Source organism: Candidatus Vondammii sp. HM_W22, assembly GCF_022530855.2.
Taxonomy (GTDB): domain Bacteria; phylum Pseudomonadota; class Gammaproteobacteria; order Chromatiales; family Chromatiaceae; genus Vondammii.
Window position 1 is genome coordinate 1,078,218 of record NZ_CP099567.1, and the last position, 18,009, is coordinate 1,096,226.

The following is an 18,009-nucleotide window of genomic DNA, read 5'->3' on the forward strand; positions in this document are numbered from 1 at the left end:
CTTTTGTGCGCAGCTGAAAATGGGGGGATTACCGCACCACACCCGCCTTGCCATCCTCTGTCCGTCGCTCGACGTGCTTCGCCAACAGCTCCAGCAGCTCGGCCTCCACCGCCTGGTAGACTAACTGCTCTGCACCGCTTCTCGGCAACTCTGTCAGCGGATCGATAATCGTATCTCGACCTGCCAGCTTAACAACGTTATTCTTACTCATGGTGGCGTATCTCCGATGGTTGTTTTGATGTCTCGTAACAACAAATCAACCAGATACCCCGCTTTTTTTCAATTCCTTTCAAATATAATTCAATGCCAAAACGGTTTGGGTGTATCGTGAGTGCCTGAAAGAATGGGGCCTTGTCGATAAACTTTTTTTAGGGCTGTTGATCCAGATTGATGCAGCAGGCTTCAGTGCTCGCAAGGGACAGATTGTAGATGCCGCTATTGTTCCAATACCCAAGCAACGTAATACACGAGAGGAAAATAGGCAGATCAAAGCCGGGGATAACCCTGAGACATGGGGTGATAACAAACGCCGCCAGAAGGATGTTGAAGCCCGCTGGACCATGAAGCATGGCAAAACCCACTATGGGTACAAAAACCACATCAGCATAGACCGGGAGCAAGAGGCAAACCGAAAACGATCAAGAGTTTGGGTTCGGGTTGAGCACGTGTTTGCTCAGCAGGCCAATTGACTAGCGCGTAGCATCGGGCAAGGCAGGATCGGCGTGAAGATTGGTATGGTGAATTTAGTGTACGACATGCGTCGATTGGTGTGGCTGGCCGGATGAAGTGAGGTATGGAATGGGTGTTGCCAAAAAAACGAGTGTGAAGATGCCGGGCTATCCGGATTTGCTAGAGACTATAGGTCTTTGTCAGGTTTTTAGAGGTTCCAATAAATAGCTTATTAATTAGTATTTATCATGTGGTTATAAATGATTTAAAGGGCGATTGAATCGGTGTTTTTCGTCATGCACTCTGTTCAGTGAGGGGTTAGAAAACGTCTTCAACGGATGCGGAGAACGGGAATAAGGGAGAGTGACTACAGAGCGTTTCCTGCTTTTCAACAGGTACTGTGCAATTTCCCATTGCCTCTATCAAAGGTATTACGGATACTTTAAAGCCATGGCGATAGAACTGGATCAATTGGCGGGAAAAGTAGGGCGACGACTGGCGGCGGCAGGCATGATTCTGGCGACCGCAGAGTCCTGTACCGGCGGCTGGGTGGCCAAGCTTATGACCGATATTCCGGGGAGCAGCGGCTGGTTTGACCGTGGGTTTGTCACTTACAGCAATGAAGCCAAGCATGAGATGCTCGGGGTTTCAGAGCAGACGCTGGCCGAGCAAGGGGCTGTCAGCGAAGCTGTCGTCCGGGAGATGGTGTCGGGTGCATTGAAACACAGTAAAGCCTTCCTGGCACTCTCTGTCAGTGGTATTGCCGGCCCCGGTGGTGGATCGCCAGACAAGCCGGTGGGGACTGTCTGGTTCGCTTGGGGCCGGAAAGGAGGCAATGTGGTTTCCCAGCGTGAGTGTTTTGCGGGTGATCGTGACGAAGTGCGCCGACAGGCGGTGTTCACCTCTCTCAACAGAATTTTATCTTTACGTTGACTAAGTTCTCCTCAGAACGTCTCTTTTTTGCTCTTTGGCCGAGTCAGCCGGTAGCGGAGAGATTGCTGGAGATAAGAAAGTGATTGCCGAACCATGGTGGCAGGGAACGGTACCCGGATGGCCTGCATATCACCCTGGCCTTTCTTGGGCAGGTGCTGCCGGAACAGCAGGTGTCTGTTTTCATGGCGGTGGATAGTATCAACTGCCATCCCTTCGAGCTTATATCGATAAGGTCGAGCTGTGGAAGCGTCTCGGTATTCTCTGGTGTGGTCCAACCCTGATACCCGCAGAGCAGCTGCAGCAATTGGTATCGAGTCTGTGAAAGAGACTCAAGGATGCGGCTTTGAGCGTGATGTCCTCCTGTGCATCACGCTTGCCAGAAAAAGTCGCACACGACCTGTCGGTGCAGAGATACAGCCTTTTCCCGGCATGTTAAGGAGAGTCTGCAGATACCAAATTATAAAAAATGGTCCATGGCTCATGATCTTGAGCCTCCAACTGTGCCATAATAGAGAACATCAATAGAACTGGCGGCTAACAGGAGGTTGGCTGCAACCTACAAACCGGGAGAAATATGGACGACAATCGTAAAAAGGCCTTGAGTGCGGCACTCAGTCAGATAGAGAAGCAGTTTGGCAAAGGTGCAGTGATGCGCATGGGTGACAACAGTGCCATCCGCAATATAGAGGTGATATCAACCGGTTCTCTGAATCTGGATATTGCGCTTGGTATCGGTGGTCTGCCCAAGGGGCGGGTAGTTGAGATATACGGTCCAGAGGCTTCAGGTAAAACCACATTGACTCTCCATGCTGTGGCCGAGGCGCAAAAGCAGGGCGGTACAGCTGCCTTTGTTGACGCAGAGCATGCCCTGGACCCGCTGTACGCCGAAAAATTGGGGGTCAATGTGGATGAACTGCTGGTCTCCCAGCCGGATACTGGTGAACAGGCATTGGAGATTACCGACATGCTGGTGCGTTCCGGTGCCGTCGATGTGGTGGTGGTGGATTCAGTGGCTGCCCTGACACCCAAGGCAGAGATCGAGGGCGACATGGGGGATACCCATGTAGGCCTGCAGGCACGCCTGATGTCACAAGCTCTGCGTAAACTGGCTGGTAATATCAATCGTTCCAATTGCATTGTTATCTTTATCAACCAGATCAGAATGAAAATTGGCGTTATGTTCGGTAATCCGGAGACCACGACTAGTGGTAATGCCCTCAAATTCTATTCATCCGTCCGTCTGGATATACGCCGTGCCGGTGCCATTAAAAAGGGCGATGAGATTGTCGGCAATGAGACGAAGGTGAAGGTGGTGAAGAATAAGGTGGCACCACCGTTCAAAGTGGTCCATTTCGAAATTCTTTACGGTGAAGGTATCTCCAGAGAGGGCGAGATCATTGATTTGGGCGTTAAAGAGGGGCTGATCGATAAGGCGGGTGCCTGGTACAGCTACAATGGCGACCGTATTGGTCAGGGCAAGGAGAATGTTCGTAAATTTTTGAAAGAAAATTCGGATATTTCTCAGGATCTTGAAATGAAAATACGTAAAATTGCCTTTCCTAAAGCCGATGTTTTGACTAGGGAAGCAGAGGATGTCTGACAGCAGTGAGCCAGCCTTAATTTATCAGGAGCTGGAGCAGGCAGCTATCCGCCTGCTTGCTTCCCGGGAACACAGCAGAGAAGAGCTGCGTCGCAAGCTGGCGACAAAGGCAGGGGGTACGGATGAACTGGAACAAGTGCTGGATGCGCTTGAAACCAGCGGTTATCTGAGTGATGAACGCTTTGTTGAGCAATACATAGGATATCGCAAGCGTAAAGGATTTGGCCCGCTTCGGATTCACAAGGAATTGGTTGAGCGAGGCGTTGATGCAGCACTGATTGATCATTGGCTGGATGAGCTGGGGGATGGATGGAGCTCGTTGCTGGAAGAGATGGCGCTGCGCAAATTTGGAATAGAAGCGCCAGCCGATTTCAAAGCACAGGCTAAAAGAGCTCGGTTTTTGGAATATAAAGGCTTTTCGACAGAGTCGATCCGTCAATTTCTTTGGCGCGGAACCTGATATTTTATCCTATTTGCAGGTGACAAAGCGGCCTGTTCTGCATACTATTGCCCTCTTTTGCTGAACAGTTTTTTTCCGTTATGAAGACCAGCGCAGAAATCCGCAACGCATTTCTCAATTATTTTGTTGAAAATGGCCACCAGAAGCTCCCAAGCAGCTCTCTGGTACCTCATGATGATCCTACACTACTGTTTACCAACGCAGGGATGGTTCAGTTCAAGGATATTTTTCTTGGCCGAGAAAAGCGTGATTGCAATCGTGCCACCACTTCCCAGCGTTGTGTGCGTGCCGGTGGCAAGCACAATGACTTGGAAAATGTCGGATATACTGCACGTCACCACACTTTTTTCGAGATGCTGGGTAACTTCAGTTTTGGCGACTATTTCAAATCTGAAGGGATTCGCTATGCCTGGGAATTTCTGACGGAGACTATGGGTCTGCCTGAAGAGAAATTGTGGGTCACAGTTTATGAAGATGATCAGGAAACGGAAGAGATCTGGCTGAACAAAACGGGAATAGATCCATCCCGCTTCTCCCGCTGCGGGGCCAAGGATAATTTCTGGTCCATGGGCGATACCGGCCCCTGCGGTCCCTGCTCCGAAATATTTTATGATCATGGACCCGATATCTGGGGCGGTCCTCCCGGTTCACCGGACGAGGATGGTGACCGTTATATCGAGATTTGGAACCTAGTGTTCATGCAATACAATCGAGATCAAGAAGGTAATATTACACCTTTATCCCATCCATCGGTGGATACCGGTATGGGGCTGGAACGCTTGGCGGCAGTCATGCAGGGCGTGCATAGTAATTATGAAATCGATCTATTTCAGAGACTGATCAAGTCAGCGGGGGAAATCACCGGCTGTGGAAATCTGGAGGAGAAATCGCTGCGGGTGATAGCTGACCACATCCGCTCTTGCGCTTTTCTTATTGTCGATGGGGTATTGCCATCCAATGAAGGGCGGGGATATGTGCTGCGCCGGATAATCCGGCGAGCTATTCGTCACGGCTATATGTTGGGTGTCAAAGAGCCTTTCTTCTATCGCCTGGTTGGCCCTCTGGATGAAGAGATGGGCGCGGCTTATCGCGAGTTGTCCGCTGCCAGAGGCCAAGTTGAGTGTGTGCTTCAATTAGAGGAGGAGCGTTTTGCCGAAACCCTGGAACAGGGTATGAAAATGCTCAATCATACCATTGAGTCACTGGAGGGTAAGCAGATACTTGGCGAAACGGTGTTCAAACTTTATGATACCTATGGATTTCCCACGGATCTGACGGCAGACATTGCACGGGAAAATGAGTTGACCCTCGACATGGAGGGTTTTGAAGCAGCGATGGAGGCCCAGCGGGAACGTGCCCGGGCTGCCAGCGATTTTGGCAGTGACCAGCAGCTGGATATCTCCCTTGATGGAGCTACGGATTTTACCGGCTATGAACAGATGAAGGATGAGTCGACGATAATCGGATTGTTTCAGGATGGTAAAATAGTCGATACTCTGGGCCCTGGCGAGCAGGGGGTGGTGATACTCGATCATACCCCTTTCTATGCAGAGTCTGGTGGTCAGGTTGGTGACGTAGGTGAGCTGCGTCTGGGTAAGGGGGTGTTTGCCGTTGCCGATACGCAAAAACAGGGCGGCGATGTTTTTATCCACAAGGGTGTGTTCAAGGGTGACGTGATCCGTGTCGGCGATACGGTTGAAGCCTGGGTCGACTCCGGCAAGCGGGAGGCCACACAGCTGAATCACTCAGCCACTCATCTTCTTCACGCCGCACTGCGTAAGGTGTTGGGTGAGCATGTACAGCAGAAAGGGTCGCTGGTTGATACCGAACGGTTGCGTTTCGATTTTTCCCACTTCGAGCCTGTCACCAGAGAGCAGCTTCAGTCCATAGAGCGCTTGGTCAATGAACAGATCCGCAATAATTACACCGTAGAGACTCGCATTATGTCTCTGGATGATGCCAAGGCGAGTGGGGCAATGGCTCTCTTTGGTGAAAAATATGTGGGTTATGTCAGAGTGCTGCGGATGAGCGATTTTTCCACAGAGCTCTGTGGGGGGACGCACGTCAAGGCTGTGGGCGACATCGGATTACTGAAAATCACCTCTGAAACCGGTATCGCATCCGGTGTGCGGCGGATTGAAGGAGTCACGGGCGAATCCGCCATTGATTGGATAGAGATGGAGGATAATCGCCTGCAGCGTGTTGCAGATCTTGTGAAGTCCCGGCGGGATGATGTGGATGGAAAAGTGGAGCAACTGGTAGAGCACAGCCGGAAGCTTGAAAAGGAGCTTGAAAAACTGAAGTCAAAATTTGCCAGCACCGCTGGCAGTGATCTGGCAGGCAGTGCGGTTGATATAAATGGAGTGAAAGTCCTGGCTGCGAATCTCGATGGTGCAGATCCCAAGTCACTGCGGGATACCATGGATCAGCTTAAAAATAAGCTCGGAAGTGCAGTGATTGTACTGGCTACTGCTTATGGAGAGAAAGTGAGCCTGGTTGCTGGTGTCACCAAGGATCAAACCGGAGCGGTTAAGGCGGGAGATCTGGTAAAATTCGTTGCCGAACAAGTGGGTGGCAGAGGTGGTGGCCGTCCGGATATGGCCCAGGCGGGAGGTAATGATTCTGCCGCCCTGCCGGAAGCGCTGGCTTCAGTCGAGGCTTGGGTGGTCAATAAATTAGGTGCCTGAACAGGCCTGGACGACAGGCTTGCCACAGGGCGAACAGTTAAATTCATAATGGAAAGTAACACTTTTACTCCATTAATCACTCTCCGGTTTTCCTGTGACAGAGACAGGAGCAACCTGGAGTCGTTGACAGGATAGCGAGCGAGCATTAGAAAATGGCTCTTATTGTCCAAAAGTATGGCGGTACATCAGTTGGGACCGTTGAAAAAATAGAGGCTGTAGCACGTAAAGTGGCTGCTGTCCGTCGAGAAGGGAACCAGGTTATTGTCGTGGTTTCTGCGATGTCCGGTGAAACCAATCGACTGATTGGTTTGGCTGATGTGATCGATACCCGGCCATCGACCCGTGAGATGGACGTATTACTCTCTACCGGCGAACAGGTCACTATTGCGTTGCTGAGTATCGCGCTGCACAAGCTTGGCTTGGATGCCAGATCTTATACTGGATCGCAAGTCCACATTCTGACCGATAGTGCATACAGTAAAGCGCGCATTCAGGATATTGATGATGCGCGGGTACGTGCCGACCTGGAAGCAGGGTGTGTGGTGGTGGTTGCCGGATTCCAGGGGGTTGATGAGCATGGTGATATTACCACACTCGGTCGTGGCGGCTCTGATACCACAGCGGTGGCCATGGCGGCGGCGCTGAAGGGCGATGAGTGTCAGATCTTTACCGATGTTGACGGTGTCTATACTACAGATCCCAGAGTGGAACCTAAGGCCCGCCGGCTGGATCGAATAACGTTTGAAGAGATGCTGGAGATGGCTAGCCTGGGATCGAAAGTATTGCAGATCCGGGCAGTGGAGTTCGCCGGTAAATACAATGTACCTCTGCGGGTTCTCTCCAGTTTTGAAGAGGGCGAGGGTACCCTGATCACCTTTGAGGATGAAGGTATGGAAGAGGCAAAAATTTCCGGTATCGCATTTAGTCGCGATGAAGCCAAGTTGACGATTCTGGGGGTGCCGGATCAGCCCGGTGTGGCCTACAGCATTCTTGGACCGATCTCGGACAGCAATATCGAGGTGGATATGATTGTCCAGAATATTGCTGCAGATGATACTACTGACTTCACTTTTACAGTACACCGCAACGAATACCCAAGAGCGCTGGAGATTCTCCAGGAGACGTCACAGGTTCTGGGGGCGAGGGAAGTCAAGGGTGATGATGCCATTGTGAAAATATCCTTGGTCGGTGTCGGGATGCGATCCCATGCCGGTATTGCCAGTTCCATGTTCGAGGCCCTAGCCAAAGAGGGGATCAATATACGGATGATTTCAACATCCGAGATCAAGATTTCAGTTGTAGTGGATGAAAAGTACCTGGAGCTTAGTGTGCGAACGCTCCATGAAGCCTTCGGTCTTGCTGACGATCCAGCGGAACAAGACGCATAGTTTATAGGGAGCTTCTAAAAAACTTCCAAAACCGATGATAATAGTAATCAATTCAGCCAACTATTGATAAAAGCTATGCAACCGAGTTTTTTTGATCATCAAAACAGACTTGAACTCCTTGAACAACTGGGCGACTCGCTGCCAAAGCTGGAAAGGACCGTAGACTAGGAGGCTTTTCGGGTATTGTTGGCTCAGTTGGTGGATTTAGCTCCAAAGTACACCACCTGGGTGATTAAAACAGAGATGATTTGAATGCTTGTTACCGGAATGAGTTTGCACAGGGATGTGCGATGGTACGATACAAGAAACCGAGGCACACTCGCAGACGATCACATAAAAAACTCCTGTATTATGTCATCGAGCGGTTACGGGAGGATTGGTTACCGGAAACAATGACTGGACGCCTCAAGCTGGATCACCCTCGAAGTGCATGCCTGAGGATTAGCCCAGAAAGTATCTATACGAGAGAACGCCATTATATTTTTGGGTGATAAAATGGGTATAAAAATACCACGCAGCATGGCCGCTGTTATGCTTCGCAAGGAACAACGCCAGTACAGTGGCTCCCGTCCAAGCGAGCGTCACTGAACATGATTTCAGTCATTACGAATCAGAGTGAAGTACAGCTTCATGCTGCGTGAGTCATCCATGAATGCGAAAGTGCTGATCAAATTCCTGGAGTTATAGTCAAATCTGGTGTTTAGCCAGTTGAATCAAGCGGCGACCTGATCGACTCTTGCTACCTCAACACCCTCGTTAAATTTGATTCCGGTTATCACCTTCGCCAGGTAATCGAAACCCCGTAATCGTCTCCACGTCTTCTCGGCACACAGGCCGAGTTTGAACATCATGTGTAGCATGCCGTCACGCGATAGGCAGCCATCAGTTCCTCTAGGTCTTTGTGCAGACAGATGGCAGCCTCCGGATACACTTCCTCCAGCGCAGCCCGGAATCCCATGGCACTGTCACCGATCGCCAATTTTGGCGGGGTCAGTCCGCGTGACTTCAGTTTCAACAGTACCTCCCGCCAGCTCTGTGTGGATTCCCGTACACCATCCTCAATTGCCAGAAAATGCTTCTCACCACGCTCATTCACGCCGATCACCACCAGGGCACATAGCTTCGTCTGCTCTGCTCTCTGTCCGCTGTAGACACCGTCTGCCCAGACCTGCTTCAGACGCGATACCCTGCCGGCCGGCAAGCCTGTTGCATCCGGAACTACCAGCACTTTCAGGGTTTCACCCATCTCTCCACTGGAAATCCCCTTGAGGTAGAGCCACGCCAGCGCCGCTTCCAGTGACTTCGTCTTGCGTACATACGGCGACACCAGAGCTGATCGGAACGTCACCGGCTCGCCGGTCTTCGCGCGAACTTTGGGGATCTTGACCGTGACTGGCCCCAATCCTGTCTGCAGTTTACGAGCTGGCAGGTGACCATTACGCACCACACCCACCTTGCCATCCTCTGTCCGTCGCTCGACGTGCTCCGCCAACAGCTCGGCCTTCACCGCCTGGTAGATCAACTGCTCTGCACCGCTTCTCAGCAACTCTGTCAGCGGATCGATAATCGTATCGCGACCTGCCAGCTTAACAACGTTATTCTTACTCATGGTGGCGTATCTCCAATGGTCGTTTTGATGTCTCGTAACAACAAATCAACCAGATACCCCGCTTTTTTTCAATTCCTTTCAAACAACACTTTCAGTTACAACTCAAATTCCTGAGGGCACTGATTGAATCTGCACCGGGAAAGGCATTTCTGATACTGAACAACCTACGAGTGCATCATACCAAGAAGGTGAAGCGCTGGTTATCTAACCGGGCCATAAAACGCTATATGGGAGTCTTTTTCTTGCCTACCTATTCATCGGAACTGAACTCTGGCGAGTATCTGAATTGTGATCTGAAAACTACGCTTCATAGCGGAGAGACGATCTTTTCTGTGAATGATCTGGAAATGAGCGTGAAGATACCTGGCTCTCCAGATCTGCTAGAGACTATTGGCCTTTGTCGGGTTTTTAGAAGCTCCCTAAAGAGCTAAGTGTAGTGTTATGAGCTATTTTGTAAGTCCACAAAAAACCATACCCTCATGTAAATATCCGCGTTGTATCATTGAAAACTGGCGTTATTTCTCTGCTGTGATGTAACAAATCCACCCAGCATCGGCTTCCCCTTCATCTGCGGGTTCAAAGATGCCGTCCGGCTCACCATCTTGATCCCAGCCTTGCCAATAGAAAGTGATATTACGGAATCCGACCTCTTCGAGCAGTTCCCTGATTTCGGGCAAGGTCCAGAGTCGCCAATCATAACTGAAAGCACGCTTCAGCTTGGACCCATCTGGAAAAACGAAATGGATATGGCAGATCAGACCGCCGCTGATCGGCTCGTATTTTTCCTGTTCCCAGATGTAAGTAAAGGCGCCATCGTCAATTTCTCTCTCTTCTTCTATTTCGCGAAAAGCATCATAGCCGCCATAGGCATCCATGAAGAAGACCCCATCGTCGATTAGTGCCTCACGAACCTTGCTGAAATAGCTTTTTAGCTGTTTGCGTTGTTTGAACAACCAGTAACTGAAATTCATTGCTGAGATCACGTCGGGAGATTCTGTCTTGGCTTTCAGAACGTTATTCTCAAGCAGTTGCAGCCGTTTTTTCTGACCACTGGATAGTTTTGAAACTCTGTTGTCTCGTCCCCATCCAAGCACTTCAGCATCGATGTCTACCCCAATGGCGCGGTTGCTCTTGCGCTGCCAAACCCACTCACAACAGACATTGGCAGTGCCACAGAAATCTTCCCGCAGGAGTGTTGCGTGTCGTCCACGAAGTTTCTTATAAGTGTCATCAACAAACTCGATTTCCGAAGCGGCATATTGCACCGAAAGTTCATAAAGATGGTGCCGGTCAGCTTGCTGTGCGAGTGTTTTTTTTCCCTTATTTGCCTTTTTTGACATCATTTTTGCCTAAATTAAAGATGCAATTGCTGCAGGCTGACTATACTCGAAACTGAAGGAGAATTGTGAAAGAGGAGGAAAATTTATGAGTATTGCAATCATCCTAAAGGAGTATCTGGCAAGCTATGGCTCGGAATACGAGCTGGTCAAGCACGGGCAGAATGGGACCTGTGCTGGAGACCTAAGCATCCACACATGTGCCGGATGGTCGAATGGTCAAGACCACTCTCACGGGGGATGAAGATCGTTATTTTCTGGCACTGATTCCGGCTACTCATCAGCTAGATATCGGTAAACATCAACAGGATGTTGCAGCGCAAATTGAGACTGGTTCCTGAAGATGAACCGGCAAGTGTCTTTACAGACTGCGAAATTGGCTCTGTGCCGCCCATGGGAGAAGCATACGGTATAGAAACTCTGGCCGACTCAAGCTTGCTGGACCAGCCAGAACTGCTTTTTAAGAGTCAGGTGATCACGGCGTATTGGTCAAAGTGGGCAATAGAGTCTTCAGGGATCTGATAGGTCGGGCAACCCCCACTTGCATCAGCGGACATCTCGAAAGAAGCAAAATACTCCACTAAAACAGCGATTGCGTAGCGCGCGCTTATAGTATAGTCTGGCACCTCAAAATTTGGAGAGGTGTCCGAGTGGCTGAAGGGGCACGCCTGGAAAGTGTGTGTACGTTAATTCGTACCGAGGGTTCGAATCCCTCCCTCTCCGCCATTATTTTACACAAAAACCCTTTAAAATCAACATCTTTTAGGTTTTTTGTGTTTCTAATTTAAAAATGTATACCAGTATGTATACACAATAAATTTTCTCTAACCGCTCATCAATCCATTGTTTAATTTCGCTGAGTTTCCAACCTACGCTATTCCCACCAAGACTCACTCGTCTTGGAAACTCGCCCTTGCTCTCCAATCGCCACAAGGTGGTTCTTGATAGTCCTGCCATACTTTGCACCTCCTTGGCTCTGATAATATGTTCAGGCGTGCTTTCAGGGATAATAGGCTTGGTTATGTGCTGAGTAACCGTACCAAGTAAAAATTCCAGTAGCTGATAGCCAAAAAATTCAATGTTTTTGGCGGTTAGCTCAATATGGTTGAGATTGCCTTGCCTTAAAATCTTTCTAAGTTCTGCTACCGATAATTCGTAAAAACAACGATCCCTCAGCTACAGTGAACCTTTGATACAGAGAAATACCCATACTATCCGCAATATGCTTTAATTCCTCATACACCAGAAATGACTATACCTCAGATATTCAGCTTGGTTTTGATTTTCAGCCGAAACTAAAAACTCCCTTAAACGGGGAGTTTTTGTTATTTTGAGTATATTGATTTAACTGAACTAACTGATTTTATTGGTATTTTTTGTTTCCCTCTAATTGGCAATGTAGAAAAATTCTGTAAAAAGTTTTGATTTTTCCATGAAGTAGCTATAATAACTACATTACTATTAACTATTGGAGCTATGAACATGAAAACAATGACCTCAAAAGAGGCGCAAAATTCATTTGGTGCTTTTTTAGACACTGCTCAACGTGAGCCTGTTATGGTCACTAGAAGAAATCGTCCTGTTGGGGTAATGCTTTCTATGGAAAACTTACCTGCACTATTTGAATTGGCAGACTCTATGAGGGAGACGATTAAGGCAGGTGTTAAGGCAGGTTTGGCTGATGCCAAAGCAGGTAGAGGGCAAGAATTAACAGATGGTTATATCGCCGATTTAAAAGCAGAATTGCAAGCAAGAATAGATTCTAACAATAGCAAATGAAGCGTTATCAAATAATAATTATGCCATCCGCTAGGGAGGGCTTACTTGCCATTGGTGAATATATTGCACTTGATAACCCTGTTAGAGCAATAATTTTTGTTGATGAAATTACAAGCTCACTAGAAAAAACACTCTCTATTTTTCCCTTTTCAGGAAAAATTTCACAAGAGCTAGATTTAGGTGAAGAAATCAGAGTTTGGTCTCATGCTAATTACAATAGTTATTACCGCATTTTAGACGACAAACAAATTGTAGAGGTGTTATTTATCTTTAATGCTAGTCGTGATGTCGGCTCTCTCATAACAAGCCTGTAGGTAATTTAATCTATACTATCCAGTGAAGTTTTGCACTTCAATTTTTGGTGCTAAACCATTCATTAATGGCTTCATCAATTTTGGATTTTCTAGGTTTTTTTGCCCTTTTTAATAAATCTTATTTGCTCATAACTATGGTAAATTTCAAATAAATATTATGCCACAAGCGACTATAAAACTTAGTTTTTAAAAACATCAGTTTGGTTAAATAGTGCATTTTTAAGATAAATGACTATACCTCTCGTTAAAATCAGGCAAGGCAAGAAAGTGATCAACAAAGCGATTTACCTCGCTCTGGGCGTTAACCTGGAAGGCCACAAGGAATTATTAGGGATGTGGCTATCGGAGAATGAGGGGGCCAAATTCTGGCTGAACGTGTTGACAGAGCTTCAAAACCGCGGTGTGAAGGATATTTTGATTGCCTGTGTCGAAGGCTTAAAAGGCTTTCCTGATGCCATCAACACGGCCTTTCCGGATACCCAGATTCAGCTCTGTATCGTGCATATGGTACGGAACTCGATGAAGTACGTGCCCTGGAAAGACTACAAGCCTGTCACGGCTGATTTGAAAAAGATTTACCAGTCCATCACCGAGGAAGAAGCCTTATTGGCGCTGGATAAATTCTCTGACCGATGGGACAAAAGTTATAGTCAAATCTGGTGTTTAGCCAGTTGAATCAAACGGCGACCTGATCGACTCCTGCTACCTCAAGACCCTCTTTAAATTTGATTCCGGTTATCACCTTCGCCAAGTAATCGAAACCCCGTAATCGTCTCCACGTCTTCTCGGCACACAGGCCGGGTTTGAACATCGCCGTCACGCGATAGGCAGCCCTTGGAACGCCTGGTTCGATGGCGGATTGTCCCGAAGGTGGATTCAATCGGATTGCTGGTCCGAATGCTCTGCCAATGCTGCGCAGGAAATTGATAGAAAGCCATCAGTTCCTCTCGGTCTTTGTGCAGACAGATGGCAGCCTTCGGATACTTTGGCTCATACGTTTTGATAAACAGATCAAAGGCCTTTTCCGCATCGGCCTGGGTCTCCGCCTGCCAGATGTTGTGCAGTGCCTGCTTCGCTTTCGGCTGAGCTGACCTTGGCAGGCAGTTCAGCACGTTCATGGTTTTGTGCATCCAGCAGCGCTGCTGGCGCGTCTCCGGATACACTTCCTCCAGCGCAGCCCGGAATCCCATGGCACCGTCACCGATCGCCAATTTTGGCGGGGTCAGTCCGCGTGACTTCAGTTTCAACAGTACCTCCCGCCAGCTCTGTGTGGACTCCCGTACACCATCCTCAATTGCCAGAAAATGCTTCTCACCACGCTCATTCACGCCGATCACCACCAGGGCACACAGCTTCGTCTGCTCTGCTCTCTGCCCGCTGTAGACACCGTCTGCCCACACATACACCCAGGCGTTCCTCGCACCCGCTCCGATATTCTTCTGCCCAGACCTGCTTCAGACGCGATACCCTGCCGGCCGACAAGCCTGTTGCATCCGGAACCACCAGCACTTTCAGGGCTTCTCCCATCTCTCCACTGGAAATCCCCTTCAGGCAGAGCCACGCCAGCGCCGCTTCCAGTGACTTCGTCTTGCGTACATACGGCGGCACCAGAGCTGATCGGAACGTCACCGGCTCGCCGGTCTTCGCTCGTATTTTGGGGATCTTGACCGTGACCGGCCCCAATCCTGTCTGCAGTTTACGAGCGGGCAGGTGACCATTACGCACCACACCCACCTTGCCATCCTCTGTCCGTCGCTCGACGTGCTCCGCCAGCAGCTCGGCTTCCACCGCCTGGTAGATCAACTGCTCTGCACCGCTTCTCGGCAACTCTGTCAGCGGATCGATAATCGTATCTCGACCTGCCAGCTTAACAACGTTATTCTTACTCATGGTGGGATATCTCCAATGGTTGTTTCGATGTCTCGCAACAACAAATCAACCAGATACCCCGCTTTTTTCAATTCCTTTCAAACACCACCGGTAAAATAGATATCTGCTAGGTTGCCCAGTTCGAATAAGGTGCGTGACTGACTCTTTGCCTCGTCAAGGGCGTCATGCACTGCTTGGCGTAGTGGCTTTCTAGTCATGACGCCGTCCTCAAAAGTCTTACACACAATTACTGTATTGGCGGCGTTCTCTCGGCTTAGCATCAGCGGTGAATGAGTGGAAAAGACAATCTGGAAACCAGCATTTGCCAACTCGGAGAGCGCTTGGCGGAGTCGGCGTACGCCCTGTGGGTGGAGGTATAGCTCGGGTTCGTCGATCAGTAGGAGGCGGCGAGAGGCTTCTTTCGGAGTGCTAGAGCGTGCTTCTGCAAGGTAGCAAATCAAAGCCATCTGAATGGAACGCTGAGCACCTGTCCCGATTTGATCAAATCGCCGCCTACCACCCGTCATCCTGTCCGTGACATGTAGATCGCCAGCCTTGAAGAATTCTTTGACTTGCACCGCCTGCAAGTCCAAATCAAGCGCCAGCCCTGGAAAGAAGCGAGTCAATACCTCCGTGGTTTGCTCATCAAATGCTCTGAGCGGTTTTCTCCATCGGCGGTAAGAATATGGTGGATAGTATCAAGTGCCTTGCTAAGATCATCATGCGCCCTGAGTACCGGAACCATAATCCCATCAAGCAATCCCTTGATCGTCGAGCCTACTTTTGCCTTGCCTAGGTCTTCGCCAATGTCCTCCATGGTCTCGATATAAAGTGGTTCTGGTAGTACCAAGACAGCTTGTGGTAATCCGGTCGGATAGTTCCGCCAATCTTTCGGGACGCCCTCTCCACCATATTTGTCAATTTCCCAGACTTCTTTGGCGATAGCTTTCGCGCCTGTGCCAGTCGCCACCACGCGAATCCAGAGCTTACCGTCCTTGCAGTAAGGCCTAATGGCCTTGCGATGTTTCTCTTCCGGAATTTGCTCAAGTAGTTCGGGGCTAATGCCTTCGATGCAGGCTGACACGACCACTGGTTTCCCCTGGGTCGGAGAAGTCACCTGTAGATAATGCATACGGTTTTAAGGCCCATTGAATTGCCTCAAGGATGGTGGACTTACCAGCGTTATTCTGGCCAACAAGGGGAGTATAGCTTTCCAGAGGAAGTGAAACATCATGACATGCACGGAAGTTGTTTATGGTGATATGGCTAAGGTGGTGCAATTTAAACTCCCTGTTATTATTTTACTGAATCTAGCTTGTCAACTATTCGCCATCGCGTAAATTGAAAGCCGGTGAACATAATAACTGATTATGTTTCAAACACTAATAGCAGAATATAGCGCAATGTTTGGCTGCAAGTATTCAGGGCAACAATTCCTGGGTGCTTGTAGCGGACAGCTAAACGATATTATCAATCTAAAACGGACAATCGGCATTTTATTGAATGGGCTACCTAATTGGTAGCTAGGCTATAATGGGGGGATCAATGGACAAATGCAGTAAATCGTGGCTGCATTGCACGCGCATAAAAACCTCGATGAAGCGGATTTTCTGTAAGTTATTGATTTATTGAATTTACCTGCAGGAGCCGGTTTTGCGATCTGCTGACTATAAAAAGGGGTGATAGAAAGAATTAAGTAATGCGTGCTTCCATTATGCTTCCATGAAATAAAGGTGAATCAGTCTGGTGAAGCAGAGTTGATACTCTCTGGGAAGACCCTGGGTATTTTCTACAAAAAATCGGAATGAATGAAAGAAGGAGGATAGAGGGAGTAAATAATAGTCCCTCTATCCTCTACCCTCTTTTCCTCAGTTGCTCAGGTCATCGGAACCAGTTCTGTAATGGCCCCTTCATTTTTCGCATCGACTTTACCGTAGAGGTCATAGAGAGCCGCTTGCAACGCCTCTTCGATTACCGGGTGGTAGAATGGCATGCGCAGCAGGTCACCCACCGTCAGTTGCTGCTGAATGCACCAAGCCAGCAGATGAGCTAGATTTTCACCCTTGGTGCAGATCATCTCGGCACCGAGTAGTCTGCCGCTGCTCTTTTCTCCATAAACCCGGATGATGCCTCGGTTCTTACCCATAATCAGGGCGCGTCCAACAGGGGCCATTTTTACCTCGCCAATCGTCGTGGTCGCTTCGTCGAGTTCTGCCCAGCGCGCTCCAACATGGCAGATGTTGGGGTCGCAGAAGTTGATCGAGATGGTCACTTTGCGCTGGAATGCCTCGATCTGAGTGCCGCTGGCGTTATGGCCGGCGATACGGCCTTCGTCACCGGCTTCATGGAGCAGCAGGCGTTCGCCATCGACGTCGCCGGCAATGAAAATATGGCTATCTCCAATCTGCATGGTGTTGCGGTTATATCCCGGTATGCCGCGCTCATCCAGATCGATACCAGCGTTCTCTATTGCCAAGTTATCCAGGTTGGGGCGTCGTCCGAGGCTGGCCAATACTTTATCTACCAGCACTGATTGGTCACCAGCGGTGACTCTAAGCTTGTCTCCCTCTTCTGTAATCTCTGCAGCGACACCTAGATGAATGGGGAACTCTCTGCCGAGTATCTCGATGGCGGATTTGGCAACTTCCGGATCATCCAGTCCGCCAATCGTCTCCAGCATGTCGAAGCCGGTGACATTGCCGCCCAGACGGGCCATCGATTGACCGATTTCCAGGCCAATGACACCCAGGCCGATAATGGCAATAGACTCAGGAAGTTGCTCCTGCTCAAAGACCTCATCGGTGGTTAAAATACGGTCACCAAACGCCTTCCAGGGAGCGGGAATTATCGGGCGGGAGCCGGTGGCGATGATGATTTTATCGGCCCGGAAATGTTGGCCTTCCACATCCAGCAGATGAGGGTCGATAAACTTTGCATAACCCTGGATAAAGACCTCTTCACTCATGTTGTCGGTGCTGTTGGAGAGAACCCGGCCGACAAAGGTGTCACGCATCTCCCTTACGTGTTCCATCACCTCTTCCTTATCCAGGGTCAAGTCATTGTGACCCTCTACGCCGTAGCGCCCGAGAATACCTTTGCGGTGGTAGTTTTCAGCGACCTGAATCATCGCTTTTGAAGGCATGCAGCCCACCCGCGCACAGGTCGTTCCCGGTGCTCCGCCATTGATCAGCACAAATTTTTTGCCGGATGGCTTTACCTTACCCAGGGCGTAAAGCCCGGCACTGCCTGAACCTATGATAGCGACGTCAATTTGCTTCTCTTCCACGGGTACCTCCTGAAAAGGAATTATCGGATCTGGGTCCGACCTGAAAAATGATGGAGTGATTCTACCCTGAATAGGCGG

18 protein-coding genes, 1 tRNA gene and 5 pseudogenes are annotated in these 18,009 nt (G+C 49.4%); 14 read left to right on the forward strand and 10 right to left on the reverse strand.

Annotation, left to right across the window (positions count from 1 at the left end):
* Positions 1-31: 31 nt before the first annotated feature.
* Positions 32-211: pseudogene (locus MN084_RS06125) on the reverse strand (IS256 family transposase); the annotation flags it as partial.
* Between the two features lie 109 nt (positions 212-320).
* On the opposite strand from MN084_RS06125, the gene MN084_RS06130 reads away from it, so the two are divergent.
* Positions 321-689, forward strand: a complete 369-nt coding sequence (locus MN084_RS06130) for a transposase (RefSeq protein ID WP_241086799.1) — start codon at positions 321-323, stop codon at positions 687-689.
* Between the two features lie 430 nt (positions 690-1,119).
* Entirely contained in the window at positions 1,120-1,602 is a 483-nt protein-coding gene (gene pncC, locus MN084_RS06135; protein WP_241086798.1) for a nicotinamide-nucleotide amidase, read from the forward strand.
* An 11-nt stretch (positions 1,603-1,613) separates the two neighbouring features.
* On the opposite strand, the gene MN084_RS06140 is transcribed toward pncC, so the two are convergent.
* Positions 1,614-1,811 (reverse strand): hypothetical protein, encoded by a 198-nt coding sequence (locus MN084_RS06140; RefSeq protein WP_330178427.1) that lies wholly within the window; start codon positions 1,809-1,811, stop codon positions 1,614-1,616.
* On the opposite strand from MN084_RS06140, the gene MN084_RS19360 reads away from it, so the two are divergent.
* The 5 genes from MN084_RS19360 to MN084_RS06160 all read left to right on the forward strand — a co-directional run bounded on the left by MN084_RS19360 (position 1,755) and on the right by MN084_RS06160 (position 7,737).
* Complete coding sequence (locus tag MN084_RS19360) at positions 1,755-1,883, forward strand: hypothetical protein (RefSeq protein ID WP_445083947.1); 129 nt, start codon at positions 1,755-1,757, stop codon at positions 1,881-1,883. The genes MN084_RS06140 and MN084_RS19360 overlap by 57 nt on opposite strands.
* A 293-nt stretch (positions 1,884-2,176) precedes the next feature.
* Positions 2,177-3,202 (forward strand): recombinase RecA, encoded by a 1,026-nt coding sequence (recA, locus tag MN084_RS06145; RefSeq protein ID WP_241086796.1) that lies wholly within the window; start codon positions 2,177-2,179, stop codon positions 3,200-3,202.
* Positions 3,195-3,662: a regulatory protein RecX gene (locus MN084_RS06150; RefSeq protein ID WP_241086795.1), complete on the forward strand. Its 468-nt coding sequence runs from the start codon at positions 3,195-3,197 to the stop codon at positions 3,660-3,662. The genes recA and MN084_RS06150 overlap by 8 nt, the downstream gene beginning before the upstream one ends.
* 80 nt (positions 3,663-3,742) lie before the next feature.
* On the forward strand, positions 3,743-6,349 hold the full coding sequence (gene alaS, locus MN084_RS06155) for an alanine--tRNA ligase (RefSeq protein WP_241086794.1): 2,607 nt from the start codon (positions 3,743-3,745) through the stop codon (positions 6,347-6,349).
* A 152-nt stretch (positions 6,350-6,501) separates the two neighbouring features.
* On the forward strand, positions 6,502-7,737 hold the full coding sequence (locus MN084_RS06160; RefSeq protein WP_241086793.1) for an aspartate kinase: 1,236 nt from the start codon (positions 6,502-6,504) through the stop codon (positions 7,735-7,737).
* A 713-nt stretch (positions 7,738-8,450) separates the two neighbouring features.
* Here MN084_RS06160 and MN084_RS06165 read toward each other — a convergent pair.
* Positions 8,451-9,346, reverse strand: a pseudogene (locus tag MN084_RS06165) (transposase).
* Between the two features lie 155 nt (positions 9,347-9,501).
* On the opposite strand from MN084_RS06165, the gene MN084_RS19365 reads away from it, so the two are divergent.
* Positions 9,502-9,777: a transposase gene (locus MN084_RS19365; RefSeq protein ID WP_445083948.1), complete on the forward strand. Its 276-nt coding sequence runs from the start codon at positions 9,502-9,504 to the stop codon at positions 9,775-9,777.
* An 84-nt stretch (positions 9,778-9,861) separates the two neighbouring features.
* Here MN084_RS19365 and MN084_RS06170 read toward each other — a convergent pair whose 3' ends face one another.
* Positions 9,862-10,686: a class I SAM-dependent methyltransferase gene (locus MN084_RS06170; protein WP_320416444.1), complete on the reverse strand. Its 825-nt coding sequence runs from the start codon at positions 10,684-10,686 to the stop codon at positions 9,862-9,864.
* A gap of 212 nt (positions 10,687-10,898) precedes the next feature.
* Here MN084_RS06170 and MN084_RS06175 point away from each other — a divergent pair, with 212 nt between their 5' ends.
* From MN084_RS06175 to MN084_RS06180, 3 genes are all read left to right on the forward strand, one after another.
* Positions 10,899-11,024 carry a hypothetical protein gene (locus MN084_RS06175; RefSeq protein ID WP_277400403.1) on the forward strand — a complete coding sequence of 42 codons (126 nt, stop codon included), beginning with the start codon at positions 10,899-10,901 and terminating at the stop codon, positions 11,022-11,024.
* On the forward strand, positions 10,993-11,205 hold the full coding sequence (locus MN084_RS19370) for a YbaK/EbsC family protein (protein ID WP_445083896.1): 213 nt from the start codon (positions 10,993-10,995) through the stop codon (positions 11,203-11,205). The genes MN084_RS06175 and MN084_RS19370 overlap by 32 nt, the downstream gene beginning before the upstream one ends.
* 114 nt (positions 11,206-11,319) lie before the next feature.
* Positions 11,320-11,409 (forward strand) — tRNA-Ser (locus tag MN084_RS06180).
* A 36-nt stretch (positions 11,410-11,445) separates the two neighbouring features.
* On the opposite strand, the gene MN084_RS06185 is transcribed toward MN084_RS06180, so the two are convergent.
* The gene (locus tag MN084_RS06185; protein WP_241086791.1) at positions 11,446-11,640 is read right to left on the reverse strand and encodes a helix-turn-helix transcriptional regulator; all 195 of its coding nucleotides are present in this window, start codon (positions 11,638-11,640) and stop codon (positions 11,446-11,448) included.
* Between the two features lie 525 nt (positions 11,641-12,165).
* Between MN084_RS06185 and MN084_RS06190 the strand changes: the two genes are divergently transcribed.
* The 3 genes and pseudogenes from MN084_RS06190 to MN084_RS06200 form a co-directional block, all read left to right on the forward strand.
* Positions 12,166-12,462: a type II toxin-antitoxin system Phd/YefM family antitoxin gene (locus MN084_RS06190; RefSeq protein ID WP_241086790.1), complete on the forward strand. Its 297-nt coding sequence runs from the start codon at positions 12,166-12,168 to the stop codon at positions 12,460-12,462.
* Positions 12,459-12,776, forward strand: coding sequence for a type II toxin-antitoxin system RelE/ParE family toxin (locus MN084_RS06195; RefSeq protein ID WP_241086789.1), 318 nt, complete (start codon positions 12,459-12,461; stop codon positions 12,774-12,776). The genes MN084_RS06190 and MN084_RS06195 overlap by 4 nt, the downstream gene beginning before the upstream one ends.
* Before the next feature lie 240 nt (positions 12,777-13,016).
* Positions 13,017-13,433, forward strand: a pseudogene (locus MN084_RS06200) (IS256 family transposase); the annotation flags it as partial.
* 19 nt (positions 13,434-13,452) lie between these two features.
* Here the strand turns inward: MN084_RS06200 and MN084_RS06205 are convergent.
* The 5 genes and pseudogenes from MN084_RS06205 to MN084_RS06225 all read right to left on the reverse strand — a co-directional run bounded on the left by MN084_RS06205 (position 13,453) and on the right by MN084_RS06225 (position 17,931).
* Positions 13,453-14,666, reverse strand: a pseudogene (locus tag MN084_RS06205) (IS256 family transposase).
* 311 nt (positions 14,667-14,977) lie between these two features.
* Positions 14,978-15,172 (reverse strand): annotated as a pseudogene (locus MN084_RS06210) (AAA family ATPase); the annotation flags it as partial.
* Positions 15,173-15,267: 95 nt separating this feature from the next.
* Positions 15,268-15,735 carry a hypothetical protein gene (locus tag MN084_RS06215; RefSeq protein ID WP_241087174.1) on the reverse strand — a complete coding sequence of 156 codons (468 nt, stop codon included), beginning with the start codon at positions 15,733-15,735 and terminating at the stop codon, positions 15,268-15,270.
* The gene (locus MN084_RS06220) at positions 15,704-15,925 is read right to left on the reverse strand and encodes an AAA family ATPase (RefSeq protein WP_241086788.1); all 222 of its coding nucleotides are present in this window, start codon (positions 15,923-15,925) and stop codon (positions 15,704-15,706) included. The genes MN084_RS06215 and MN084_RS06220 overlap by 32 nt, the downstream gene beginning before the upstream one ends.
* Positions 15,926-16,521: 596 nt before the next feature.
* On the reverse strand, positions 16,522-17,931 hold the full coding sequence (locus MN084_RS06225) for a dihydrolipoyl dehydrogenase (RefSeq protein ID WP_241086787.1): 1,410 nt from the start codon (positions 17,929-17,931) through the stop codon (positions 16,522-16,524).
* Between the last annotated feature and the right edge of the window lie 78 nt (positions 17,932-18,009).